This is a genomic window from Devosia sp. ZW T5_3 (genome assembly GCF_044987315.1).
Lineage (GTDB): Bacteria > Pseudomonadota > Alphaproteobacteria > Rhizobiales > Devosiaceae > Devosia.
Window position 1 is genome coordinate 96,399 of the sequence record NZ_JBJDRE010000013.1, and the last position, 25,480, is coordinate 121,878.

A 25,480-nucleotide genomic window follows, 5' to 3' on the forward strand; every position below is an offset into this window, starting at 1 on the left:
TATGGTTCCACATAATGGAACTAGTATGAAGGGTCGTCGAACATGCTGCTCGGGGTATTGCCAGTTCTGCCAACGCCGTTTGCTGCTGGAGGCGGGGTCGACCCGGCCGCCATGGCACGCGTGACGGCCTTTGCGCTTGAGGCCGGCGCAGATGGCGTGGTGTTCCCCGGTGTGGCGAGCGAGTTCGATTATCTGAACGCCGAGGAGCGGCAGGCGTTGGTGGAAGTCGTGGGCAGGACGCTGGCGGGTCGCAAACCCTTCATCGTCGGCGCTAGTGCCGCGACTCCTGCCGAGGCGATTGCCTTCTGCCAGAGCGGCAAGACCGCTGGCGCGACGGCCGCGATGGTAATGGCCCCGGCCAGCGTTGGGAGCGATCTCAGTGCGCTTATTGCCTTCTTCTCGGCAGTTGCAAAGGGCAGCGGTCTCGACCTGATTCTGCAGAATGCGCCCGCACCGGTCGGCTCGGGCCTGCCGGTGAACACGATTGCCGAAGTGGTCAAAGCCGTGCCCGCCATCCGCTACGTCAAGGAAGAAACTCTGCCATCGGGTCCGCGTATCACGGCGCTGATCGATGCTACGGGCGACCGGCTCGCTGGCGTCATGGGTGGCGGTGGCTCGCGCTATGTTCTCGATGAACTGCAGCGCGGCGCCATTGCGCTGATGCCCGCCGTCGAAATCACCGATCTGCATGCCGCCCTATACCGGGCTTTCACGGACGGGAACATTGAACGGGCGCGCGAGCTCTATATCCGCTCGCTGCCAATCCTTTTGGTGCAGATGATCTATCGCATGGCATTGACCAAGGAAGTGCTGGTGCGCCGGGGCGTTTTCACCTCCGCCGCAGTTCGCGCACCGCTGCCGGCCTTCGATGCCCAGGGCCATGCAGAAATCGACATGATGCTGACCGAGATTGCCGATCTGCTGACAGTAGAGCCGGTAGAGACGCAACGCGCCGTGGGAGAGGCAAGATGACCAGTCGCATCAAATCCGTCGAAAGCTTCACCATCCAGATCGCCCGTCAGGACGAGCCCTATCTCGGTGGTCCCAAGCCCGGCGAAACCACCAATGCGGCCGGATATTTCGTCCGCGGCGGCAATCGCACCGTCTACCCGACCAAGGACCGCACGGTGATCTGCCGTATCGAGACGGTGGATGGCACAGTGGGTTGGGGCGAGACCTATGGCATCGTGGCGCCGGCCGCGGTGATGGCGATCATTGATGATCTGCTCTCGGGCTTCGTCATTGGCCGCGACCCGTTCGATGTCAGCGTGATCTATGAAGACCTCTATGATCTGATGCGCGTGCGCGGCCACGATGGTGGCTATTACCACGACGCCCTGGCAGCGGTGGACATTGCCCTCTGGGATATCTGCGGCAAGCTGCGCAACGCTCCTGTCGCCAAGCTCTTGGGCGGCGCCCGCCACACCGAAATTCCGGCCTATGTCTCAGGCATTCCCGGTCCCTCGCTGGCCGAGCGCGCCGCCTTTGCCAAGAGCTGGCAGGACAAGGGCTTCAACCAGTTCAAGTTTGCCTCGCCACACGCCGATGACGGCGTGGTCGCCGAATTCCGCTCCTTGCGCGAGGCGCTGGGGCCAACGGCAATGATTGCCGCGGACCTGCATTGGACGCTCTCGGATGTCGAGACCATTGCGCTGGCGCATCAATGCCTGCCCTATAATCCCTGGTTCCTCGAAGCGGTCTGCAAGCCCGAGGATATCGAAGGCATTGCCCGGGCGGCCGAGCATGCCCCGGCGCTGATCGCTGCGGGCGAGGAATGGCGCACCGTATTCGATGTGCGCCGCCGGCTTGAAGCGGGGCCGCTGGCCATCATCCAGCCCGAAATGGGCCATGTCGGCATTACCGCCTTTCATCGCATGGGCCTGTTTGCGGCGGCCCATCATCGCGCGGTCATTCCGCATGCCACGATCGGCACCGGCATTTTCCTTGCGGCGAGCCTGCAGGCCAGCGCGGTGCTGCAGAATGTCCGCGCCCACGAATTCCAGCACTCGGTGATGGCGCGCAACGCGCCCTACATCACCACTGCCCTCGAAGTGAAGGAGGGACGCTACATCGTCCCTGACGCACCTGGCATCGGCGCCGAACCATCGGCCGAAGCCATCGCCATCATGCACAAGTAACTATGACAATCGGGAGGAACGTCATGAAACTTACCAAAACCCTGGCCAGCCTGTTGCTGGCTGGCACCATCCTGCTACCAGGCGTAGCCGTCGCCCAGACCACGCTCAGTTTCGTTTCCTGGCAAAAGGGCGAAAAGGGCTATGGCGACTGGTGGGACCTGCTGATCAAGGAATTCGAGGCCACCCACCCGGACGTCAAGATCGATTTCACGCTGGTGCCGCGCGATGGCTATAGCGACGCCATGATCACCCAGTTCGCGGCCGGTGCACCGCCCGACATCGTGCACCTGACTTCGTTCGAATACCAGACCTTTGCCGAAAATGGCTGGCTGGAAGACCTCGACCCCTGGATCGAGAAATCCGGCCTGGACCTGACCGGCTGGGCCGGCCAGAGCGCCTGCACCTGGGACGGCAAGACCCAGTGCATCATGATGCTCTATTTCGGCTATATCCTGGCCTATAACGAAGCCTTGCTGAACGAAGCCGGCGTTGCGGTTCCCACCACTTGGGACGAGTTCCTGGCCGCCGCCAGAGCCACCACGATCGACCGCGACAATGATGGCATCAAGGACGTCTATGGCACCGGCATCCATCTGGCCACCGCCAATTCCAGCTACACCAATGACGTGCTGATGTTCGTGCTGTCGGCCGGCGGTCGCTGGACCAATGCCGAGGGCAAGGTGACGATCAACACGCCCGAAGCCATCGAAGGCATCAACCGCTGGCGCACGCTGGTGGAAGAGGAACTGACCCCACTCGGCATGGTGGGCGGCGATACCGACCAGCTGTTCATGGAGGGCAAGGTCGCCATGCGCATCAACGGGCCGTGGATCAACGGCTTCGTCCAGCGCGCCGAGCCTGGGATCAAGGAGAACCTCAAGTTCGCCGCCGATCCGCTCTCGCCCCCGCTGGGTGGTTCGTCCAACGTTTTGACGCTGGCCTCCGAAACGCCGGCCGAAAAGAAGGAACTGGCCTGGGAGTTCATCCAGCTCGCCACCAGCCAGAAATTCCAGGAGCTCTATTCCGAACTGGGCGCCTCCCCGGCTCCCAAGCCCGGCGCGGTGAGCGAAGCCGCCTTCAAGGCCGTGCCGCATATGCAATTGCTTATCGATGCTTCCGCCGCCGCTTCGGCTGCCGGCGTCGACCGCATTCCCACCGGGCTCGAAGCGCAGAACAACGAGTTCACCAAGATGGCTGCCGAAGAGCTGCAGCGCATGCTGATCGAAAAGCTGCCAACCGAAGACGTCGTGGCCGTGATCCAGCAAAAGGCCGAAGCCCTGCAATAGCAGGCGCATGGAGGTCGCCCCGATATGGGGCGGCCTCATCCATCACCCGCAGATTTCGAGGAGGAAACGATGCGGAGATATGCCTTGCCCGGCTTGCTGCTCGGGGCGCTGATGAGCTCGGTCGCGCCTGCAACGGCCGAAACGCTGACCTTTGTGACCTGGCAATTGACCGAAGACACCTACGGCCCCTGGTGGGAAGCGGTGATCGCCAAGTTCGAGGAAACCCATCCCGGCGACACGATCGAGGCGACCCAGATCGCCCGGCAGGAATTCGCCGATACGATGATGACCCAATTTGCGGCGGGCGCAGCGCCCGACATCGTCCATCTGGCCTCGTTCGAATATCAGCCCTTTGCCGAAAACGGCTGGCTGGAAGATCTGGGTCCCTGGATCGACAAGGCGGGCCTCGATCTCACCGGCTGGGCCGGGCAGGGGCTCTGCACCTGGGACGGCACCACGCGCTGCATCAACATGCAGTATTTCGGCTACATTATGGGCGTGAACCAGGCGCTTTTCGATGCCGCCGGGGTGCCCGTGCCGACCAATTGGGACGAGTTTATCGACGCCGCCCGCAAGCTGACGCAGGACACCGACGGCGACGGCATTACCGACGTCTATGGCACAGGCCTGCATTTAGCGGCGGGCAATAATTACCTCAACGACATGCTCAATTTCGTGCTCGATGCCGGCGCCAGCTGGACGACACCCGAAGGTGTTCCGGCGATGGACACGCCCGAAATGATCGCGGCCATCGAGCATTGGACGACGCTGATCAAGGAAGGTCTAGTGCCCGCCGATACGACCGGCGGCGATGCCAGGCAACTCTTCGTCGAAGGCAAGGTGGCGATGCGGATCGAAAATCCTGGACTGGCTGGGGTGATCGAGACGACCGCTTCCGACGAGATCAAGCCATCGCTCAAGCTGGTGCCCTCGCCGTTCGATCCACCGGTTGGCGGCGCCTCAGCAGTGCTGACCATGCCGGACGAACTCTCCGACGAGAAAAAGCAGCTGGTCTGGGATTTCATCGCCATCGCGGCCTCCCAGGAGATGCAGGAGCTGTTCTCCGAAATTGTTGGCGCGCCGGCACCGCGTCCGGGCTCAGTTACCCAGACGGCGCTGGATTCATCGCCCGAATATAGCCTTGTCGTCGACGCCATGAACCAGGCCGCGGCCGCCGGCGTCGATCGCGTCCCGGTAGGCCTTGAGACCCATTACAACGAAATCGCGGCCATCGTGCGCGAGGAAATCCAGCGCATGCTGATCGAGGATCGTTCCGCGGCCGACACGGCCGCCACCTTGCAGGAGCGCTTTCTTGCCGTGCAATAATCACTTCGCCGGCGCGGTGGACACCCACTGGGCCGGCATCGATATCGCTAGGAAAATGGTGAGATCATGAGCGAGTTCAGCCAATCACGGCCAACGACCCCAATCGTGCGGCGCTCGCATGGATTGTTCGGCATCGACCTGGCCAGCCCCCGCCACGCCAATAAGCTCGGCTATCTCCTATTGGCGCCGGCCGCTTTGCTGATCCTGGCCATTCTGGTCTATCCAATGCTGCTGGCCATCGATCTCAGCTTCCACGATGTCAAATTCGCCACGCTGTCGTTCGGCGCCGACGACTATACGCTCAAGAACTACCAGCGGCTGTTCTCGTCGCCCGAGTTCTGGAACGCCATCCGCACCACCTGCATGCTCCTACTGGTCGTCACCAGCATCTCTCTTTGCGTCGGCATGGGCACGGCCCTGCTGGTCAATCAGCAATTCCGTGGCCGCAGTTTTGCCCGCATGCTGATTGCCTTGCCATGGGCCGTACCGGAAGTGGTGGCGGTGGTCACCTGGGTGTGGATTCTCGATGCTTCTTTCGGCGTACTCAATTGGCTGCTGCTCAAGGTCGGCCTGATCGGCGGACAAGTCAGCTGGTTCTCTTCCCCCGGCAGCGCTTTCTCCGCCGTTACCATGGTCATGGTGTGGAAGGGCTATCCGTTCATCTCGATCATGATCCTGGCCGGGTTGCAGTCCATCCCCGAGGAATTCTACCAGGCGGCCAAGGTCGATGGCGCCAATGTATTCCAGCGTTTTTTCTGGATCACCGTGCCGTGTCTGGCCCCCGTGCTGGGTGTCACGCTGGTGCTAACCGTGCTCTGGGTATTTCGCGATTTCTCGATCATTTACGTGCTGACCGGCGGCGGACCTGTCGGGGCCACCGAGACACTGGCCATCATGACCTATGAGGAGGCTTTCTCCTTCTTCCGCATGGGCTATGCCTCGTCCATCGGCGTGGTCACGCTCCTCATCTGCGCGGTCATCAGCGCGTTCCTGGTCAAAAAGACCAGCCACGCGATCTATTAGGAGGCGCCGCGATGAAACGCACTCTGCTCCAGTCCATCCTGCTCTACGCCACGGTCATTGTGGTCTGCGGATTCCTGCTGTTCCCCATCTATTGGATGATCATCACCTCGCTGGCGCCCGCCAGCGCGCTGCGCAGCTTTCCACCGCAGTTCTGGCCGGCCAATCCGCAGTGGAGCACCTATACCAATTTGATCTTCAACACCGACATGCCCCGGTGGCTGTTCAACTCGGCCCTGGTGGCCGTCGTCTCCACCGCGATTTCGCTGCTTGTTTCGGTGCTCGCCGCCTATAGCCTGTCGCGCTACACCATGAAGGGGGGCGAAGCGGTCGGCCTGTTCATCCTGATGAGCAAGATGCTGCCGGCGACCATGCTGATCATTCCCCTCTTCGGCATTTTCCGCAGCCTGGGGCTGATGGGCTCGCTCTGGTCGCTGATCATTGCCCATGCCACCGCCATCGTGCCCTTTGCCACCTGGATGCTGAAGGGCTATTTCGACTCCATCCCACAAGAGCTCGAGCAGGCAGCACAGGTCGATGGCTGCACGCCATGGGGCGCGCTGTTCCGGGTCATCCTGCCGGTCTCGGCGCCGGGCCTGGCTGCAACTGCCCTTTATGGCTTCGTGCTGTCCTGGGCCGATTATCTCTATGCCCGCACCTTCCTCGCCAGCGCCACCCATAATTGGACGGCCAATATCGGCATTGCCACCTTCAAGGGCGAATACCAGACCGATTGGAACGTCATCATGGCAGCCTCGCTCCTGGCAGCCCTGCCCATCATGCTCGCCTACCTGTTCCTGCAACGCTATCTCGTCGGCGGCCTGACCGCTGGCTCGGGGAAATAGACCCATGGCCGACATCCAGATTCAAAATCTCAGCAAGTCCTTCGGTGCCTTCAGCGCCCTCAAGGACATGTCCCTCCAGATCGATGACGGCGAGTTCGTGGTCTTTGTCGGACCTTCCGGCTGCGGCAAATCCACAGCGCTCAAAATCCTGGCCGGTCTCGAAGCGGCCAGTGGCGGCCGCATCATCATCGGTGGTGAGGACGTCACCGAGCTTGCTCCCGGCAAGCGCGACATCGCCATGGTGTTCCAGAATTATGCGCTCTATCCGCACCTGACCGTGCGCCAGAATATCGGCTTCGGCCTCAAGATGCGGAATACCGACAAGGCCGAGATCGATGCCCGTGTCGAGCGCGCCGCGCAGGCGCTGGAGATCACCGACCTGCTCGACCGGCGGCCCAAGGCTCTGTCAGGCGGCCAGCGCCAGCGTGTCGCGCTGGGCCGGGCCATCGTGCGCGAGCCGCGCGTCTTCCTGATGGATGAGCCATTGTCCAATCTCGACGCCGCCCTGCGCGTGCAGATGCGCGCCGAGATCACTGCCCTGCAGCGCCGCATCGGCGTCACCACCATCTATGTGACGCACGACCAGACCGAGGCCATGACCATGGCCGACCGCATCGTCATCATGCGGCGCGGCGTGGTGCAGCAGATCGGCACACCCGACGAGTTGTTCAATCGGCCCAACAATATCTTCGTCGCCGGCTTCATCGGCTCGCCCTCGATGAACTTCATCACCGGCACCCTGGCGCGCGACGACAAGGGCGTCTTCGTCGAGGCTGGTGGCCTGCAATTGCGGCCCGAAGGCGCGGTGGCGCAAGCCGCTTCGGCCTATATCGGCAAAAGCGTCATCTGCGGCATTCGCCCCGAAGCGCTGGGTCTTGCCGCACCCGGCGAGGCAGCGCTCGACGTCGAGCCCATGCTGGTCGAAAGCCTGGGTAGCGAGGCCTATGTGCATTTCCGCCTGCCGGGTCAGCAGGTTGCAATCCCCGTGGCCGGCGAACATGAACACGAGGGCCGCGCCTCGGGCACGCTGATCGCCCGGCTTTATGATGTGGACCAGTCGCTGATCGGCAGGCAGGTGCGGCTGGCGATCAAGCCAAACACTTCCATACACCTGTTCGATCCGGCTACAGAAGAAGCCATCAAGTAGCAGGATCCGGCATGGCAATAGAACTCAAGCGCATCGGCGAGCACGAGATGCCCCAGGGCACCTCGGCGCTCGGCAAGGGCCTCTACGTTCTCGACCTGCTGGGCGAGGTGGATCGACCGCAGCGCTTCACCCAATTGATCAAGCTCACCGGCTTTCCCAAGGGCACGCTGCACCGGATTCTCGAAGCCCTGCTGGAGTTCCGGCTGATCCGCTTCAACGAGGCCGACCAGACCTATCGCCTAGGGCCACGCCTGTTCGAATTGGCCCATAAAGTTTGGGACGAATTCGATCTGCGGGGCGCCGCAGCGCCCGAGCTCGACCGGCTGGCCGATATGACCAGCGAGACCGTGTCGCTCTGCGAGCTGGAGAACGGCTCGATCCTTTATATCGACCGACGCCTGTCCGCCGATGCCTTCGGCTTCCGCATCGAGGTCGGCAGGCGCGCGCCGCTCCATTGCACGGCGGGCGGCAAGGCGCTGCTCAGCTTCCTGACGCCGCATCGGCAACGCGAGCTGATCGCCGAACTGCGCGCTTCCAACGATCCGGCCAAGGTGCCGGGCAACGAGGCCGAACTGCTGACCGACCTGGCGCTGACCCGGGCGCGCGGCTATGCGCTCTCGATCGAGGAACATGTAGCCGGCGTCGTCTCGGTCGCGGCTCCCGTGCTCGATCACCGGCACGAACCCATTGCGGCCATCGGCGTCTCCGGTCCCCGCGAGCGGCTGCCGATCGATCGCCTCCACATTATCGGCCGCGACCTGATGGAGGCCGCGCGACGCATTTCTGGCAATGTCGGAGCGACCGCCATGAGCATCAATGCGCCCGAGCGTCCGCGCACCCTGGTTCACGCCAATGCCGAATGTGTGCTGCCCGTCGCCGCCCATCTGGGGGAAGGACCAACCTGGAGCGAGCAGGAGGGCAAATTGCTATGGCTCGATATCCTGTCCCCCAGCGTTCACGCTTTCGATCCCGCCACCGGCAACAATACCACCACCAAAATGTCGCGCATGGTCACCTCCATCGCGCCGCGTCTGCAGGGTGGTCACGCCGTCATGACCCAGAACGGACTTGAGTTCCTCGACATCGCCACGGGGGAGTTGACCCCGGTGGCCGACCCGGAAGCTGACATAGCCACTAACCGGTTCAACGACGCCAAATGTGATCGCCGTGGCCGGTTCTGGGCCGGCAGCATGGCGCTCGACGCCTCGGGGCCTTCGGGCAGCCTGTACTGCATAGAACCCGATGCCAGCTGGCGTCGCGTCGATACCGGCTTCACTGTCTCCAACGGCATGGGTTGGAGTCCGGACGACAAGATCATGTACTTCGCCGATTCCGCGCTGGGCTGCATCTTCGCCTATGACTTCGATCTTGCGGCCGGCGCCATCGCCAACCGCCGCATCGTCGTGCAGATCCCGCCCTCCGAGGGCAAGCCGGATGGTATGACCGTCGATGCCCAAGGCTATCTCTGGGTCGCCGTCTGGGACGGCTGGGCGGTGCGCCGCTACGCCCCCGATGGCAGGCTCGACCGTGTCGTCGGCGTGCCGGTGCCACGGCCCTCGAGCTGCACTTTCGGCGGCCCCAATCTCGACCGGCTCTATATCACCTCCGGCCGCATTCGCCTTGCTGAGCGCATGTTGGTGGAAGCGCCCCTGTCAGGTGGCCTATTCGCGTTCGATCCCGGCGTGCGCGGCCAAAAGGGCGGAGCCTTTGCCGGATGAGCCGGGAGAACAGCTACCATAGTCTTGCCGGCAAGCCGGTCATCGTCACGGGCGGGGCGGCGGGCATCGGCAAGGCCATGGCTCTGGCCTTTGCCCGGCACGGTGCGCATGTCGGCATCATCGACCGCAACAGCGAGGGCGCCGGCGCGGTGCGCGACGCGATCATCGCCGCGGGCGGAACCGCGGCGGCAGCCAGTGCCGATGTCGCTGATATTCCTGCCCTTACCGCGGCTATATCAGCGCTGCGCCAGCAGCTGGGGCCGATCCAAATTCTGATCAACAATGCCGGCCACGACGAGCGTCACGATTTCGAAACGATGACGCCCGACTATTGGGATGATCGCATGGCCGTAAACCTGCGGCATCTGGCCTTTGCGGCCCAGGCCGTCACCCCGGACATGAAGCAATCGGGCGGCGGCGCCATCATCAATCTGGGTTCGACCTCCTGGATGCAGGGCGCCGCCGGGCTCATCGCCTATGGCACGGCGAAGGCGGCCATCGGCGGCTTCACCCAATGCCTCTCCCGCGACCTCGGCCCACATGGAATTCGCGTCATGTGCATCGCGCCCGGGCGTACGCTCACCGAACGGAGCCAGGCTTTGGCAAACGACCCCGCCTATGTCAGCGAAACTCTGGGCCGCCAGGCAGTCCAGCAATTGGTTACCCCCGATGACATAGCCCGCCTCGCCCTTTGGCTTGCCTCCGACGACGCCAGGATCATGTCCGGTCAGACCATCATTGCCGATGGCGGGCACATGCAGCGCTGAGGCGTCAGATGCGCTCGATGCGGACGGGGAATTCGCCTCGCACCAATAGCGGATCGAAGCCGTCATCAAAGCGGCCGAGGCGGATCAACCCGTCCCAGCGATAGCCTCCGTAAAACAGCGCCAGATTGCCCCATGGCCGGAAGTAGCAGAGGTCGCCCGGCTGCTCGTTGCTAAAAGGCCCCGCGCCGTCCTCAGTGAGTTTGCGCGGCAGATGCACGATCTTTTCATTACCGCCGAAATCCTCGATCGTCAGATCGAGTGGCAGCATGGACGCAAAATCGCGCGCGGACGGATTGTCGTAGAGGCTGGCCGTCATGGTCATGCCATTGAAGATCAAAGAGATTTTCATGCCATTCGGCTCCTGGCTTGTTGGATCGGTATCAGCCTGCGCCCGCACAGTGCCCGGGAGGATTGCTGTGGCAAAGGCTGCTTGCAACAGTGTGCGTCGAGTGAACTGCGTGGGCGCATCGGCCATGATTTAGCCCTTCTGATCAGACCGGCTGTGCCGTCGGGCGGAACAGGATTTCGTTGATGTCGACGTCATCGGGCTCGTTTATGGCAAAGGCGACGGCGCGGGCGAAGGTGTCCGGGCCAACGGCGATCTTGCTGACGAAATCCCTGGTGCCCTGCTGGATATCCTTTTCGCTGATATGCTCGAGCAGTTCGGTGCTGACGGCGCCGGGCGAGATGATCGTCGTGCGGATATTGTAGGGCTTTACTTCCTTGCGAAGCCCTTCGGACAGCGCCCGCACGGCGTGCTTGGTCGCACAATAGACCGTGGCGCCGGGATCCACGACATGGCCATAGACCGAGGAAACATTGATGATGTGCCCGGACTTCTGTGCCTGCATGTGCGGCAGGGCGGCGGCGATACCGTAGAGGACGCCCTTGAGGTTGACGTCGATCATGCGATCCCACTCGTCGACCTTGAGGCGCTCGAGCGGCGCCAAAGGCATCAGGCCGGCATTGTTGAGCATCACGTCGATGCGGCCGAATGTGTCGACCGCTGCCTGCACCAGGTTCTTGACCTGATCGCGATCAGTGACGTCCGTGGCCACGGCCTTCGCCTTATGCCCGGCCGCCGTCAATTCCTCGGCCAAGGCCTGGATGCGGTCGGCGCGGCGGGCGCCAAGCACGACGGAGGCGCCCTTGGCGGCCAGATGGCGTGCGGTGGCTTCGCCCAGGCCACTGCTGGCGCCGGTGATAACGACGACCTTGTTTTTGATGCCTTCAGTCATGAGATTTTCCTTTCAGATGTTGCGGGCGAAGGCGGCGCGCGCCACCCACCTCAAGATCATCGGGGCCGGGCCATCCAGGCCCGGCCCTCGCTCACGGCTAGGTCTCGCGCGATGGGGGCGAGCAAGCTCACCAAAAGGAACGACCGGCACACGACTCCGCTGGAGGTCCTTAACTAGTCAGGCTGGCCAATTGCGACTAGACGCTATAATCTGCATGTTGTTGTGAGCGAGGTTCAGCAATGAAGCGTGACGAATTCGCCGAGATGCGTGCTTTCCTCGAGGTGAGCAAGCAGCGCAGCTTTACGCGTGCGGCCGGCAAACTGGGCGTTACGCCCTCGGCGCTGAGCCATACGGTCAAGGCGCTGGAATCCAGACTTGGCGTTCGCCTGCTGTCGCGCACTACCCGCGATGTGGCTCCGACGCTGGCAGGGGAGCGTCTCCGGGCCGGTATCGAGCCGCATTTCGAAGGTATTGCCGCCCAGATCAGCGCGCTCGGCGCCATGCGCGATCAACCGAGCGGCCATCTGCGGATCGTGTGCACCGACGACTCGGTGGACATCGTGTTCCGGCCGCGCCTTGCCAAATTCTTTGCCGACTACCCGGACATCAGCGTCGAACTGATCGTCGACAACGCCTATTCCAACATTGTCGAACAACAATTCGATGCCGGCGTCAGGCTCGGGGAATCCATCGCCAAGGACATGATTGCGGTCCGCATCGGTCCCGATGTCGCCTATTGCGTGGTGGGATCACCGCAATATTTCGAGCGGCATCCGGCGCCGGTGACGCCGCAGGACCTCACTGAACACAGATGTATCAACTACCGCCTGCCGACCTCCGGTGCTGTCTATGCCTGGGAGTTGCGGGACGGCGCCCGCGAGTTCAGCGTCCGCGTCGAGGGTCAGTTCACGCTCAACAATATGGGTCCCGCAGTTCAGGCCGCGCTCGATGGCGTTGGGCTCGCCTACGTGCCGCGCGAGCTGGTGCGATCCTATATTGAAGCCGGCCAGTTGCAGGAAGTCTTGCATCAATACTGCCCGACATTTCAGGGCTACCACCTCTACTATCCAAGCCGCCGCCACCTCTCGCCAGCATTTTCAGCCTTCGTGGAGGCGTTCCGGTTTCGGACTAAATAGGAAAACAGGAATTTGGATCGCTGGGCACTTAGCCGCGATCGGCGCTGGCGGAGGCTTCAATTCCCAGAAGTAAACGTCCGCGCGACTTGGTGTGTCGCAGGCAAGTATTGCGCATCATCCCGGCCTCTGATGATTTAGCAGGATCGCGTTGGGGATTACCTATGACAAATGACAGTTATTTCAACCGGGTCAATGCTCCCCGTCTGAAGGCTCGTCAAGTTGACGAATTGATCGGTTTGGCGAAGGGGATTGCGGCCGATGGCGAATTGGCAAATTCTGAGCTTGATTATCTTGTGCGCTGGTTGGTGGCAAACCGTGAGATTACCCAAGACCCGTTGGTATCTGCGCTCTACCGCCAAATACAGGGGATGCTGGGCGACGGCGTCTTCACAGACGAGGAAAGATCTGAGTTGCTAGGGATACTCAAGGACTTTGCTTCGCATCCAATGGAGATGGGCGAACCGATGCTTTCCACCGCTGTGCCGTTTACCAACCCTCTGCCAAGACTGGAATTTGGCGGGCGCCGATATTGCTTCACGGGCACCTTCGCCTTCGGGACGAGAAACGCTTGCGAGACCATTGTGGCTGAACGCGGAGCTGTGGCTGGTTCTCTTACGAAGAACACCGACGTACTTGTAGTTGGACACTACGTCACGGAGTCCTGGCTACATTCGCCCTATGGATTGAAGATAATCAAAGCAAAGGGGATGCAGGACAAGGGGCATCCCATCGCCATTATCCCTGAACACCATTGGTCGATGCATCTCTGACCACCTCTAGCGAGTTCCACAAACATCGCGCACGTGAGGCTGGCACCCCGATCAGCCGAGTTCCAGGCTGGAAATGCCGAACACAGCAGGCATGTGCGTAGCAGGCGGTTTGCCCCTGTACATGCGATGCGTCGTAAAGCCCCTCCTGAAGCCAAGGCCGGCCAAGGTTGCGAGCCATTCAGTCTGGAAGGCCGGGACGTCGATGTGGACGGAGCCGGATTGGGTGGCCAGGATGTTGGTGGCAGCATTCACTGTGAGAGCGAAAAGGGGCCCGATCTTGGTGCCTTCGCGGCACGGACGACACACGGCATAGCCATCGATCATGCCACCGGTTCGGTGAACAAGGCTATGGCGCGGCGGCGTGAGCCAATGCCGCAAAAAGGCGTCGCGCGGGGCAGGGAAGCACAGGGCATCCAATTCGCGGACGTCGTCGAGACGTGCTGGCGACAGGCCTTGGCCGTCGGCGGGGCCGTCGGGCAGTGTGCCGCTCATGCGGATGGTTTCATAAACGGGCACGAAATCCATTCTTGCATAATTGGCTTGCTGTTCAGCCACGCCATCGAGCCCGATGGTGCGGGAGCCGAGATAGGCCATGGCAGCATCCCACACGGCCTTGCCGTGGCCTTGTCCGCGCCAGTCGGGGTGACAGATATAGAGGCCGATGAAGCCGAAATGGGCGGCATAGGCGATGGCCGAGATGCCGGCGACCATTTGTTCGCCAACGAACGCACCGAAGAAACCAGCTGGATCGGCGGCATGAAATGGCTGCGCATCGTCGAGCCCGGGATTCCAGCCTTCGGCGGCCGCCCAATCCAGCAGAAGCTGGATTTCTGCCAAGGTAAGCGTTCGAACGGTCCGGGTCATACGGGCGCAAACTCGGCTAGCGCGCCCTCATAGCGCTTGACCAGGGGGGCGGCATAGGCGCCGCGTTTGCTGGTCGTCAATCCAAGCGCCACCAAGGCTTCGGCTTGTTTCACCGCCGCGCCGACGCCATCGATAACCGGCAGGCCGAATTCCAGGCTCAGGGTTTTTGCGAGGTCTGCCATGCCGGCGCAGCCCAGCACGATGGCTTCGGCATTGTCCTCGGCAATGGCGCGAACGATTTCACTGCGCAGCCGATCGCGGGCACCCGAATTCGGGTCCTCCAACGACAGCACGGCGATATTGGCCGCCCTGATCCGCGCTCGGCCAGCCATGCCATAGCGATGTGCCAGCTCCTCGATCGGCACACGCGAGCGCTCCATCGTCGTCACCACAGTGAAGCGCTTGGCGATCAAAGCGGCCGTCATCAAGGCCGCCTCGCAGATGCCGATCACCGGCATGCGCGCCATCGCGCGGGCGGCATCAAGCCCGGTATCGTCGAAACACGCGATCACCGCCGCGGCGGCGCCTTCGCGCTCGGCCTTGCCGATCTCACCCAACAGGCCGGGCAGGGCAAAAGCCTCGTCATAATAGCCTTCGATCGACACCGGTCCCATGCTCGAGGTCACCGGGATGATCTCGGTGGCCGGCGCGGCGACCAGCCGCGCAGCATAGGCGATGGTCGCGGTCATGCTGGCGGTGGTGTTGGGGTTGATTACTGCGATGCGGGTCATGCCTGGGCTCGGCGGCGGTTGACCCACAGGATAGCCCCGAGCGTCACCAGGATCACGAGGAACGAGAACAATGTCGTCACCGTGCCCAGGGCATAGAGCACAGGCGTCGTGACATTGGTGGTCATGCCATAGATTTCGAGCGGCAGGGTGTTGGAACTGCCCGAGGTCATCAGCGTGCGGGCGAATTCGTCATAACTGAGCGAGAAGCCGAACAGCCCCACGCCGATCAGGCTGGGCGCAATCATCGGCAGCACGACATGATAGAAAGTCTGCCACGAACTGGCACCCAGATCGCGCGCCGCCTCCTCGTAGGACGGCGAGAAGCGGTTGAAGACGGCGAACATGATGAGCACGCCAAACGGTAGTGTCCAGGTGAGATGGGCGCCGAAGCCGGAGCTGAACCAATTGGGCTGAATGCCGATCTGCTGGAACAGCACGCCGATGCCCAGCGAGACGATGATCGAGGGCACGACCAGGCTGGCGACCGTCAGATAAAATAGCGGCGATGCGCCGATGAATTTGCGGCGGAAGGCGAGGCCGGCGAGCAGCGACACCAGCACGGTTGCAACCATCACCATCAGGCCCAGCGCGAGCGAGCGGCCAAAGCTGGCGCCGAAATTGCCCACCGCCTGGGTTTCGAACAGGTTCTGAAACCAGCGGATCGAGACCCCATTGAGCGGGAAGGTCAGCCCGCCCTGCGGCCCCTGGAAGCTGAGGATGAACACCGCCGAAAGCGGGCCATAAAGGAACAGCACGAACAACACGAAAAAGGCGGCCAGCACGTAGAACCCGGGGGTGCGTTTTTCCTGGCCCATGTCAAAGCTCCTTGCGGATATCGACGATGCGCAGGATGCCCGCGACCATCAGCAGCACCAGCGCGAGCAGCACGATGGCATTGGCGGCGGCAGCCGGATATTGCAGCAACGACATCTGGTTGCGCATCATCAGCGCCACCGACGCGGATTGACCGCCTGACATGACCTGCACGGTCGAAAAATCGGCCATTACCAGCGTCACCACAAAAATGGTGCCGATGGCGATCCCGGGTTTGGCCAGCGGCAGGATGACATTCCAAATGATCTGCCAATCCTTGGCGCCACCGTCGCGCGCCGCCTCGATCAGCGATTTGTCGATGCGCATCATGGTGTTGAAAATCGGCGTCACCATGAACAGCGTATAGAGGTGGACCATGGCCAGGATCACGGCGAAATCGGAATAGAGCAGCCATTCGATCGGCTGATCGATGACGCCGGCTCCCACCAGTCCAGAATTGATCAACCCATTGCGGCCAAGCACGGGAATCCAGGAGATCATGCGGATGATGTTGGAGGTGAGGAAGGGCACGGTGCAAACGAGAAACAGCACCATCTGCATGGTCGCTGTCCGCACGTGGAAGGCCAGAAAATAGGCGACCCAGAAGCCGACAAAGGCGGTGATGGCCCAGACCATGGCGGCGAATTTCAGCGTATTCCCATAGGTCTTCCAGGTGACCCACGAACCCAGTGTCTCGGTATAGTTGAAGGTCACGAAATCCGGGATCATGCCGGCGAAATCGTAGTCCCAGAAGCTGACGATCAGCAGCAGCAGAATTGGAATGGCGAGGAAGAAGCCAAGAATTAGGAGCAGCGGCGTTGCCTGCAGATAAGGCGTAGCGCGGGCGATTAGGTTGTTCATTGGATCGTCCCCAACATCGTAGCGCCGGATGAGGGGGCCTCAGCGGCCCCCTCGAAGGCATCAAGCCGCGATGAATTCGTTCCAGCGGCGGACCATGTAGCGGTCTTCGTCCATCACCGAGTTCCAGCAGGCGACCTTGCCCATGCGCTCTTCGAAGGAGCCGCCGTCACGGATGGCACCGGCCTTTTCCATCACGGTCCCGTCGGGAGCCAGGATGTCGCCCGTGGCGGCCTTGCCTTCAATCCAGTAGCCCCATTCGTCGGTCGACATGTGCTCCTTGGCCGTCTCCATAGCGGCCGAATAATAGCCTTGGCGATTGAGATAGCCGCCGACCCAGCCGGAGGTGTACCAGTTGATATATTCATAGGCCGCATCGAGCTGGGCACCCTGCAGGTGGGCCGCCAGACCCAGACCGCCGCCCCAGGAGCGATAGCCTTCCTTGAGCGGCTGATAGGTGCAGGCGATGCCTTTGGAGCGCACGGCGGCAACGGCCGGCGACCACATGGACTGGATCACCACTTCGCCCGAACTCATCAGGTTCACGCTCTCATCGAAGCTCTTCCAGAAGGCGCGGAACTGGCCGTCCTGCTTTGCCTTGATCAGGAAATCGATGGTCGCATCGATTTCGGCCGTGGTCATGTTGCCTTTGTCGCCATAAGTAATATTGCCCATGGCTTCCATGATCATCGCCGCATCCATGATGCCGATCGAGGGCACGTTGATGATGGCGGCTTTGCCCTTGAAAGCCGGGTCCATGATATCGGCCCAGGTGGTGATATCGCGCCCGACGAGATCGGGGCGGATGCCCAGGGTGTCAGCATTGTAGATGGTCGGCACCATGGTGAACCAGCCGGTTTCGCCCTTGGCGAAGGTCTTGCTGTCGGGCGCGTCGACATAACCCACGGTGTGCGGCGCAGTGCCTTGGGCAATGACGCTGTCGGGCAGCAGTTTGCCGGTTTTGAACAGCGGCACGATCTTGTCGTAATAAGTCAGCTTGCTGGTGTCCATCGGCTGGATTACGCCCGCCGGGAAAACCTTCTTGAGAATCCAGTATTCGATATCGGCGATGTCGTAACTGTCCGGCTGGGTGACGGCGCGCTGCGCCGCTGCGTCAGAGTCCGTCGCCGTCATCTCGAGCGTGATGCCGAGGTCTTCCTTGCACTTTTCGGCAATGGCATTGAGGTTGCTCACACCCGTGCCGAACTGGCGCAGGGTGATCGGGTTCTGTGCCCAGATGGTGGGGAAGCCGGTGATGGCTCCGGTGCCGAGGGCCGTACCGGCCACGGCGGCGGCGCCGGTCTTGAGCAAGTTGCGGCGGGAAATGCCGGTCTTTTTGGCAGTCTCTGTCATAGCCTGAACGTCCCTGTTTGCTGGTTTGTGGTCATGGATCGGGTGTGCCGAGGACGATAGCGTCCTCGCTATCCCAATGGAGGGGCACCGCATCACCCACCGCGACGGGCGCCGCGTAGAAGGCTTTGTCGGTGATGATGGCGGTGAATTCGGCGATGCCGGCGCCTTCGATGGTCAGCTTGATCGTGCCGCCGCGATATTCGAGATTGGAGACGATGCCGGTGAAGCCGAGGCCCTTGACGGGACTTTCCCCGATCCGGACGTGGTCGGTGCGTACTGCGGCATCGACATCGGCACCGAGCGATCGCGGCTCGCCCGCGGCCGAGAAGGTACCGCCGCCAACGATCTCGAAGGTGACAAGGCCGTCAGCGGAATTCACCACCTTGCCGGATATGACATTGTGGTCGCCCATGAAGCGGGCCACGAATGCCGTCGCCGGACGCTCGAACACTTCGCGGGGGCTTGCCGCCTGCTCGATGCGGCCGTCGCTCATCACCACGATGATGTCGGCCAGCGCCATCGCCTCTTCCTGACTATGGGTCACATGTACGAACGTGATGCCGAGCTGCTTTTGCAGCTTCTTGAGTTCGGCCCGCATGCGGATCTTGAGGAACGGATCGAGCGCCGAGAGCGGCTCGTCCAGCAGCAGTGCCTCGGGGTCGGTAATCAGCGCCCGCGCCAGCGCCACGCGCTGTTGCTGGCCGCCCGATAGCTGCGCCGGCTTGCGGCTGGCATAGGCGTCCATCTGCATCAGCTTGAGCAGGTCGAGCGCCCGGGCCCGGCGGGTGTCCTTGTCGACGCCGGCCATCTTGAGGCTGAAGGCGACATTGTCGACCAGATCGAGATGCGGGAACAGCGCATAGGACTGGAACATCATTGCCGTTCCACGCTTGGCGGGCGGCAGATGCGTCACCACATTCTTGCCGAGCACAATGTCGCCTACCGAGACGCTTTCGTGCCCGGCAATCATGCGCAGCGTCGAAGTCTTGCCGCAGCCTGACGGCCCCAACAGACAGCAATAGCTCCCAGCCGGAATCTTGAGGCTGATGGCATCGACCGCCGTCGTCTTTCCATAAATCTTGGAAACGGAAGCGATGTCGATTTCGGCAGCCTTGGACATGAGCATCCCCAATCTATCGGGGCTTTACATGCATCCGCCGTGCCAGTTGGTGAGTGACCTATTAACCTGCTGCCAGCACTGATTTATCTCGCTTTATCGCCATTGTGCGATAGATAGGCAGTTCTATTATTTGCTTCATTTATGAGCATGTGTCTGCAGTGTGCGCCAAAATTGTATGCAATCCACCGGATATCTGTGTGCAATTGCCGCTTTCACCGCCGTTCGATTCTGCTTATGAGTGAGCTATGACGCTTACAGACCAGACCTTTGCCGCGCCGCCCCCTGTCGAGGACCGCGCCATGATGATCCGCGATCATCTGCGCGACGCGATCGTCGACCGTCGGTTGGCGCCTGGCACGAAACTCAACGAAGCCGAAGTCGGCACGCTGTTCGAGGTTAGCCGCACTGTGGTTCGCGCTGCCCTCCAGGCGCTCGCCTTCGAGGGACTGGTCAAGACCGAACGCAATCGGGGTGCCTTCGTCGCCAATCCAACCCCGGAAGAGGCCCGCCAGGTCTTTGCCTCGCGCCGCTTGATCGAGCCGGGATTGGCGCTCGCCGCCGCGCAACGCATAACGGCCAGCGAAATCGCCGCGTTCCGCGAGCGCCTGCAGCACGAAAGCGAGTTGCTCAACCAACGTGGTCCCACCGCTCGCCGCGCCGAAATTCATGCCTCGGGCGATTTCCACCTGCTGCTCGCCAAGGTCGCGGGCAATGCCATCCTCTTGCGTTTCATGGAGGAACTGGTCGCCCGCTCCTCCCTGGTCATCGCGCTTTACGGCAATTCCGGCGCCTCCAGTTGCGGCCACAGTGACCACGGCAATATCCTGGCGGCGCTGGAACAGGGCAATGGGGAACGCGCCTGCAAGCTGCTGCTCACCCATATCGACCATATCGAAGCCGATCTCGACTTGCGCAACACCAGCAACCTGCCGCTACGCGACGCCTTGGTCACCGGTGCGGGAATCTAACTGCAAAACCAGTCGATGAAGGCCCGCAGCTTTGGCGGCTGATTGCGCGTGGGATAGTAGAGCTGGAATTGAGCCGGACGCGGCTCAAATTGGGGCAGCACCTCGACCAGTTCGTCGGACTCGTTGGCGGGGATTTCCGTCGTTCGATAGAGCTGGGCAACACCCAGACCCGCGCGAACGGCGAAGTCGAAGTGATTATTGTCGTCGAACACCAGCCGCGGCGGCGGATCGAGGCGCACGACCTGATCGCCCACATTGAAGGTCAGTGGCTCCAGCCGCTGGCTGCCCGGAAATCGGTAGCGGATCACCTGATGGCTCGCCAGATCATTGGGGTGCTGGGGAATGCCTGCGGCCTCCAGATAGGCACGCGAAGCCAGCACCCGGCGGTGCAGAACTGGACCGATAGGGCGCGCGATCATGTCAAGTTCCAGAGTGTCCGAAAACCGGATGCCCGCGTCGAACCCACCGGCAACGATATCGCTCAGTCGGTCATCCGTCGCGAGTTCCACGTTGACGTCGGGATAGCGCCGCACGAAATCTGCCAACCGCGGCAAGATGCAGAACTGCGCTGCTAGCCGCGACAGGTTGATCCGCAAATTCCCGGCGGGCCGGCGGCCGGCAGTCCGCACCCGATCAAGCGCTTCGGCGATATCACCAAAAGCCCGGTCGGTATCCTGCAGCAGCAGGCGGCCGGCCTCGGTCAGCCGGATACTGCGGCTGGTGCGCTCGAACAGCCGGGCGCCGACCAGGGATTCGAGCTGCCGGATTTTTTGCGACACCGCCGACGGCGTTATGCCAAGCCGGCCGGACGCGGCGGTGAAACCGCCTGCGGTCGCGACCATGCGGAATGCCGGCAGCAACGAAAGAAGATCAGGGGGCATCGTTAAACCGTGCTTCAAGGCCCTTGAAGTATGGCTCAGCTCAACTTCACGATCAAGGCGGGCCATTTAGGGCATATCATTTTGCCCTGGAGCCTACCAATGAGCCAACAATTAGAAACTTCGACCCTGTCAAACGTGATTGATGTCGCGATTGACGATGCACTTGCCCAAGCGCGCATCGCCGGTGGCGTGGTGCTTGTCGTCGAAGACGGCAAGATCGTCCACGAACGGGCGGCGGGCTATGCCGACCGCGAGGCAGGCCGGTCGATGCAGATCGATACGCCGTTCCGGTTCGCATCCGTCACCAAGCCCTTTACTACCATGGCCGCCCTGAAACTGGTGGAAGCCGGGCGCCTGTCGCCTGATGATCGGGTGATGCAATATCTGCCAGACTTCGCCCCACGCCTGGCCGATGGCTCGCTCGCGGATATCCGGGTCGAACACTTGATGGCACACACGGCAGGTCTCGACTACCGCTTCCAGCAAGCCGCGGATGGGCCCTATGCCCGCGCCGGTGTTTCGGATGGACTGGATGAAAACCGGGACCCGTTTGCAGCAAATCTCGCCCGCATTGCGAGCGTGTCGCTGGACCAGCGCCCAGGCGAGAGCTGGCGCTATTCCGTTGCGACCGATGTGCTGGGCGGTGTGGTCGAGGCCATCACCGGCATGAAGCTTGACGGCGCGATCGCTGCACTCGTCACTGAACCACTGCGATTGGGTGCGGCGTTTCATTGGCCCGATGCGAACATTGCTGTTCCCTATCATGACGGTGCATCGGGACCGGTGCGGATGGGTGTCGGCATGGAACTGCCCCAGCGTTATATCGAAGGTCCGGGCGTGCGCTTTGATCCGGAGCGCATTCGGGACGCGGCGGCTTGGCCCTCGGGTGGCGCTGGCATGGCTGGTCGCGCACGCGACGTGCTCACCCTGCTTGAGGCTTACCGTGCCGGCACTTTCCTGAGTGAGGACTTGCGCGAGGCAGCGCGGACAGTCCGGACCGGCGCGGAGGCAATGGGGCCGGGTTGGGGCTTTTCCTGGCTGGGCGCCACCCTGGTCGACCCTGCGGCTGCCGGCAGCCAATGGAGCACAGGGTCGGCGACTTGGGGCGGTACCTACGGCCACACATGGGGCATCGACTTCGCCAAAAAGCGCACATTCATTGCAATGACGAACACGGCCTATGAGGGCATGTCTGGCAAGTTCGCCCAGGGCATCGCTGCCGCATTCGCCCTGCCGCTCTCTTAACCTGGGCACGGGACGGCCAGCATTTGGCCGCCCCGCCTCACGGGCGCGAAGGAATGGACGTAGCGTATTCTTTGCAATGACCAGAAAAGATGATAGAAAAACTCCTATTATAGCTGGACGTCCGCTGGCTGCAGCGGCTTCGCGGGCCCTCTAAATTCAATAGGATCAATCCAACCTTGCACTTCTGGCCTTCCATGACCTGGCACACCGAGGGGATCAATGTGGTCGCGCCGGTCAAGTGGCGCTGTCTTGATGGGTTGATGGGCGCATTCTGGGAGGCCGACTGCCAGTCAGGCGCGCGCGGATACTATTTGGCAGACGATCCGCGCATCATGATTTTCTTCAATGATGTGTCCGACAGTGTCCGGATTTCCAATCAGAGTGGCGATTTTTCCCAGCAATACCGGCCGATGACACGGGCGATTTTTATTCCCGCCGGCGTTCCCATGTGGACCAATATCGAGGCCACCCATCGGGTGACGCATCTCAATCTGCATATGCATAAGGATCGTTTGCTGCGGTTCCTCGCGCCTTCGCTGGGCAGGTCTGCGGCGCTGGCGGCGCTGCGCAGTCCAGTAGAAATCGAGGATATCGAGGCGATCGAAACGCTGGCTAAATTGCTCGTCGATGAAATTGCGGCGCCCTCACGGCATGCCATCTATGCCGAAAGCCTTGCCAACAGCATCGTTGCCGGCCTGCTCGACATTCCGGCCGAGCGCAGCGAGCAGAATGAGGGGCGCCTGACCCAGGGCCAGATGAACAAGTTGATGGTGCGTCTCAATACACGCGGCAATGGCCGGCTGAGCGTGGCGGAGATGGCCGGTACCGTCGGCCTGTCCGAGAGCTGGTTCAGCACGGTCTTCAAGCAGACGACGGGCAAGACCCCGTTGCAATGGCAGTTGGAAAAGCGCGTCGAGCTTGCCAAGAAACTGCTGGTGGAAAGCGATCTGAGCGTGGCCAATATCGCAGCGCAGCTCGACTTTTCCGATCAGGCGCACCTGACCAAGGTGTTCCGCCAAGTTGCGGGGGAAACCCCGGCAGCCTGGCGTCGCATTCAGACGCGCTAAGCCGAAGATTGTCCCACCCACGCGGGTCGCGGGTGGGACAAGAACCTACCAGGTCTGGCGCAAGGTCGCGGTCACGGTGCGGCCGGGATTGTAGAAATCGGCGCCGAATCCGCCATAGGCCACGTGCTTTTCGTCAAAGATATTGCTGACATTGAGCTGCAGCGTGGTGTTGTCCTGCACCTTGTAGTTGAAGGCGGCGTCGAACACGATGCTGCTGCCGGCCGATTGCGTATTGGCGTCGTTGAAGAAATACGAGCCGGAATAGCGTGCGCCGAGCCCGAAGGTCATGTCGCCGATCACGCCATTGCTGGGCAGGGTATAATCCACCCACAGCGAAGCGATGTGGTTGGGCACGAAGGACAATTCGTTGCCCTCATTGCCGCCGGTACCATTCTCGACAATGTCGGACAACATGTAGGAATAGGCAACGGTCAGGCTGAGGTTTTCCATCACCTCCGCCTTGGCTTCCAGATCAATGCCGCGCACCCGCACCTCGCCAATGGTCTCCTGTATCAGGGTCGCAGGATTGGTGCGTGTCATATTGCTCTTGGTCAGGTCGTAGACCGCGGCACTGAACAGGGCAGGGAACGCATCGGGCTGGTATTTGATACCGGCTTCCCACTGCTCGCCGCGCTCGGGCTCGACCGACAGCGATGCGGGAACAGCGGACTCGGCATAGCTCACATAAGCCGCAAGCTCGTCGGTGAGCTTATAGGTCAGTGCACCGCGCTTGGTGAATTCGCTGAATTCGGCCGCGGTCAACGCGCCGGTCAGGTTGTTGGTCTGGTCGACATCCATCCAGTCATTGCGCAACCCGATGGTCGCCGTCAGCCGGTCAAAGGTCAGGTCCTGCTGCACATAGGCGGCATTGGTCCTTTGATCGTTCGTCGTGCTGCCGATCAGCGGCACCGATCCCGGTGCGCCGGTATAGACCGGGCTCAGCCAATCGATGCTGGGCGCCGGGCCCCAATAGGTCTTGTTGGTGGCATAGCTGGAATTGTGCTCGAGGCCGACCAGGGTGGTGCTGTCCACCATGCCCCAACTGGCCTCGTATTGAACGCGCCCGTCGATGACGAAGTTTTCGCGGGTGGATTCGTTGCCGAAGAAGGCGCGGCTGGCCAGGGTCGAGCCATTGGTCGGCGTGGCCGAAATGTAGGCATAGCCGAAATCGCTGGCGGTATTGCTGTAGCGCGCATTAGAGCTGAAGCTCAGGCCATAGCCGACATCGTGGCTGAGCATCACGCTGAGCGTATCCCGATCCACGCCGCGGAAATTGTAGTTCGGCTCGCCGAAGAAGACGTCGCGGTCAAAATCACTGGCCACCGGATGGCCGCCGCTGCCGGGCACGCCTTCCTTGCTCAAATGGTCGTAGACGACGGTGAGAGTAGTTGCATCGGTGGGGCGCCAGGTTAGGCCGCCCATGATGAATTGCGTCTCGTCGCGCGAATAATCATATTCGCCATCACCCACCCGCACCTTGCCGGTAAGGCGATAGGACAGCGTCTCGTCCACGGTGATGTTGTCGCCGAAGTCGGCACCGATTTCGGCAGTGCCAAATGCCCCACCGGAGATGTAGGCCTCCCCGAATTTTTCGTTCTTGGGGGTCTTGGTGACGTAATTGACCGCGCCGCCGGGGTCGGAAACGCCGAACGTCGTTGAATTGGCGCCCTTGAGCACTTCGATGCGCTCGAAGGCATAGGGTTCCTCGCGGACACCGCCGAAGGGCGCGCCGATCACCAGCCCATCGCGATAGGTATAGGCATCGAACCCGCGGATTTTGAAGAAGTCGAAGCGGTCGTCCGAGCCATAGAAATCGGTGCTGACGCCGGCGGTATATTGCAACACTTCTTCGGTCGTCTGCGCGTCACGCTGCTGGACTTCCTTGGCGGTAATCACCGAAACCGAGGCGGGCGTGTCCAACAGCGGCGCCGCGATCTTGCCGCCGCTGGTCGTGGTCGTCGCCACGATCGAATTGCGATCATCGTCGGTACCCACGCCACTCACATTGACCACGAGGGTCGGCAGCACCGTCACCGTGGCCGGATCATCGGCCTCCTGGGCGAACGCAATGGTGGGCGCCATGCTCACAAGCGCCGTGCATCCCAAAAGCATCGCGTTTCGATAGCGGGCTCGGCTGGCATCCCTGATGGTCATCTTCAATTCCAGAATTTGGTGTGGCTACAGCAGCG

The 25,480-nt window shown here is 61.8% G+C and carries 24 protein-coding genes; 14 read left to right on the forward strand and 10 right to left on the reverse strand.

Annotated features, from left to right (window positions below):
- Window positions 1-42: 42 nt before the first annotated feature.
- From ACI3KW_RS16620 to ACI3KW_RS16660, 9 genes are all read left to right on the forward strand, one after another.
- On the forward strand, window positions 43-972 hold the full coding sequence (locus tag ACI3KW_RS16620) for a dihydrodipicolinate synthase family protein (RefSeq protein ID WP_404849004.1): 930 nt from the start codon (window positions 43-45) through the stop codon (window positions 970-972).
- Window positions 969-2,138 carry a mandelate racemase/muconate lactonizing enzyme family protein gene (locus tag ACI3KW_RS16625; protein ID WP_404849005.1) on the forward strand — a complete coding sequence of 390 codons (1,170 nt, stop codon included), beginning with the start codon at window positions 969-971 and terminating at the stop codon, window positions 2,136-2,138. The genes ACI3KW_RS16620 and ACI3KW_RS16625 overlap by 4 nt, the downstream gene beginning before the upstream one ends.
- Before the next feature lie 23 nt (window positions 2,139-2,161).
- On the forward strand, window positions 2,162-3,424 hold the full coding sequence (locus tag ACI3KW_RS16630) for an ABC transporter substrate-binding protein (RefSeq protein WP_404849006.1): 1,263 nt from the start codon (window positions 2,162-2,164) through the stop codon (window positions 3,422-3,424).
- A gap of 69 nt (window positions 3,425-3,493) precedes the next feature.
- Complete coding sequence (locus ACI3KW_RS16635; RefSeq protein ID WP_404849007.1) at window positions 3,494-4,750, forward strand: ABC transporter substrate-binding protein; 1,257 nt, start codon at window positions 3,494-3,496, stop codon at window positions 4,748-4,750.
- A gap of 66 nt (window positions 4,751-4,816) precedes the next feature.
- Entirely contained in the window at window positions 4,817-5,773 is a 957-nt protein-coding gene (locus ACI3KW_RS16640) for a carbohydrate ABC transporter permease (RefSeq protein WP_404849008.1), read from the forward strand.
- A gap of 11 nt (window positions 5,774-5,784) precedes the next feature.
- Window positions 5,785-6,615 (forward strand): carbohydrate ABC transporter permease, encoded by an 831-nt coding sequence (locus ACI3KW_RS16645; RefSeq protein WP_404849009.1) that lies wholly within the window; start codon window positions 5,785-5,787, stop codon window positions 6,613-6,615.
- Window positions 6,616-6,619: 4 nt separating this feature from the next.
- The gene (locus ACI3KW_RS16650; RefSeq protein ID WP_404849010.1) at window positions 6,620-7,762 is read left to right on the forward strand and encodes an ABC transporter ATP-binding protein; all 1,143 of its coding nucleotides are present in this window, start codon (window positions 6,620-6,622) and stop codon (window positions 7,760-7,762) included.
- An 11-nt stretch (window positions 7,763-7,773) separates the two neighbouring features.
- Window positions 7,774-9,480 (forward strand): SMP-30/gluconolactonase/LRE family protein, encoded by a 1,707-nt coding sequence (locus ACI3KW_RS16655; RefSeq protein ID WP_404849011.1) that lies wholly within the window; start codon window positions 7,774-7,776, stop codon window positions 9,478-9,480.
- A complete protein-coding gene (locus ACI3KW_RS16660; RefSeq protein ID WP_404849012.1) occupies window positions 9,477-10,247 on the forward strand; it encodes an SDR family NAD(P)-dependent oxidoreductase in 771 nt (256 codons plus the stop codon). Before ACI3KW_RS16655 ends, ACI3KW_RS16660 begins: the two co-directional genes overlap by 4 nt.
- A gap of 4 nt (window positions 10,248-10,251) precedes the next feature.
- Here ACI3KW_RS16660 and ACI3KW_RS16665 read toward each other — a convergent pair whose 3' ends face one another.
- The gene (locus ACI3KW_RS16665; protein WP_404849013.1) at window positions 10,252-10,722 is read right to left on the reverse strand and encodes a cyclophilin-like fold protein; all 471 of its coding nucleotides are present in this window, start codon (window positions 10,720-10,722) and stop codon (window positions 10,252-10,254) included.
- Window positions 10,723-10,738: 16 nt separating this feature from the next.
- Window positions 10,739-11,485: an SDR family oxidoreductase gene (locus tag ACI3KW_RS16670; protein WP_404849014.1), complete on the reverse strand. Its 747-nt coding sequence runs from the start codon at window positions 11,483-11,485 to the stop codon at window positions 10,739-10,741.
- A 239-nt stretch (window positions 11,486-11,724) separates the two neighbouring features.
- On the opposite strand from ACI3KW_RS16670, the gene ACI3KW_RS16675 reads away from it, so the two are divergent.
- Entirely contained in the window at window positions 11,725-12,621 is an 897-nt protein-coding gene (locus ACI3KW_RS16675) for a LysR family transcriptional regulator (protein WP_404849015.1), read from the forward strand.
- A 161-nt stretch (window positions 12,622-12,782) separates the two neighbouring features.
- Entirely contained in the window at window positions 12,783-13,391 is a 609-nt protein-coding gene (locus ACI3KW_RS16680) for a BRCT domain-containing protein (RefSeq protein WP_404849016.1), read from the forward strand.
- Window positions 13,392-13,442: 51 nt separating this feature from the next.
- Here ACI3KW_RS16680 and ACI3KW_RS16685 read toward each other — a convergent pair whose 3' ends face one another.
- Genes ACI3KW_RS16685 through ACI3KW_RS16710 form a run of 6 tightly spaced genes read right to left on the reverse strand, consistent with a single transcriptional unit; the run spans window position 13,443 to window position 19,130 of the window.
- Window positions 13,443-14,255 carry a GNAT family N-acetyltransferase gene (locus ACI3KW_RS16685; RefSeq protein ID WP_404849017.1) on the reverse strand — a complete coding sequence of 271 codons (813 nt, stop codon included), beginning with the start codon at window positions 14,253-14,255 and terminating at the stop codon, window positions 13,443-13,445.
- A complete protein-coding gene (locus ACI3KW_RS16690) occupies window positions 14,252-14,986 on the reverse strand; it encodes an aspartate/glutamate racemase family protein (RefSeq protein ID WP_404849018.1) in 735 nt (244 codons plus the stop codon). The genes ACI3KW_RS16685 and ACI3KW_RS16690 overlap by 4 nt, the downstream gene beginning before the upstream one ends.
- Window positions 14,983-15,801 (reverse strand): ABC transporter permease, encoded by an 819-nt coding sequence (locus ACI3KW_RS16695; RefSeq protein WP_404849019.1) that lies wholly within the window; start codon window positions 15,799-15,801, stop codon window positions 14,983-14,985. Before ACI3KW_RS16695 ends, ACI3KW_RS16690 begins: the two co-directional genes overlap by 4 nt.
- Before the next feature lies 1 nt (window position 15,802).
- Entirely contained in the window at window positions 15,803-16,660 is an 858-nt protein-coding gene (locus ACI3KW_RS16700; RefSeq protein ID WP_404849020.1) for an ABC transporter permease, read from the reverse strand.
- A gap of 60 nt (window positions 16,661-16,720) precedes the next feature.
- Window positions 16,721-18,010: a PotD/PotF family extracellular solute-binding protein gene (locus ACI3KW_RS16705; RefSeq protein ID WP_404849021.1), complete on the reverse strand. Its 1,290-nt coding sequence runs from the start codon at window positions 18,008-18,010 to the stop codon at window positions 16,721-16,723.
- 31 nt (window positions 18,011-18,041) lie between these two features.
- Window positions 18,042-19,130, reverse strand: a complete 1,089-nt coding sequence (locus tag ACI3KW_RS16710; RefSeq protein ID WP_404849022.1) for an ABC transporter ATP-binding protein — start codon at window positions 19,128-19,130, stop codon at window positions 18,042-18,044.
- Between the two features lie 245 nt (window positions 19,131-19,375).
- Here ACI3KW_RS16710 and ACI3KW_RS16715 point away from each other — a divergent pair, with 245 nt between their 5' ends.
- Window positions 19,376-20,098 (forward strand): GntR family transcriptional regulator, encoded by a 723-nt coding sequence (locus ACI3KW_RS16715; protein WP_404849023.1) that lies wholly within the window; start codon window positions 19,376-19,378, stop codon window positions 20,096-20,098.
- On the opposite strand, the gene ACI3KW_RS16720 is transcribed toward ACI3KW_RS16715, so the two are convergent.
- Complete coding sequence (locus ACI3KW_RS16720) at window positions 20,095-21,045, reverse strand: LysR substrate-binding domain-containing protein (protein WP_404849024.1); 951 nt, start codon at window positions 21,043-21,045, stop codon at window positions 20,095-20,097. The two genes, ACI3KW_RS16715 and ACI3KW_RS16720, sit on opposite strands and share 4 nt — an antisense overlap.
- Here ACI3KW_RS16720 and ACI3KW_RS16725 point away from each other — a divergent pair.
- Complete coding sequence (locus ACI3KW_RS16725; RefSeq protein WP_404849025.1) at window positions 21,010-22,224, forward strand: serine hydrolase domain-containing protein; 1,215 nt, start codon at window positions 21,010-21,012, stop codon at window positions 22,222-22,224. The two genes, ACI3KW_RS16720 and ACI3KW_RS16725, sit on opposite strands and share 36 nt — an antisense overlap.
- Before the next feature lie 176 nt (window positions 22,225-22,400).
- Entirely contained in the window at window positions 22,401-23,291 is an 891-nt protein-coding gene (locus ACI3KW_RS16730; protein ID WP_404849026.1) for a helix-turn-helix domain-containing protein, read from the forward strand.
- A gap of 45 nt (window positions 23,292-23,336) precedes the next feature.
- Here ACI3KW_RS16730 and ACI3KW_RS16735 read toward each other — a convergent pair whose 3' ends face one another.
- Complete coding sequence (locus ACI3KW_RS16735) at window positions 23,337-25,445, reverse strand: TonB-dependent siderophore receptor (RefSeq protein ID WP_404849027.1); 2,109 nt, start codon at window positions 25,443-25,445, stop codon at window positions 23,337-23,339.
- Window positions 25,446-25,480 lie beyond the last annotated feature (35 nt).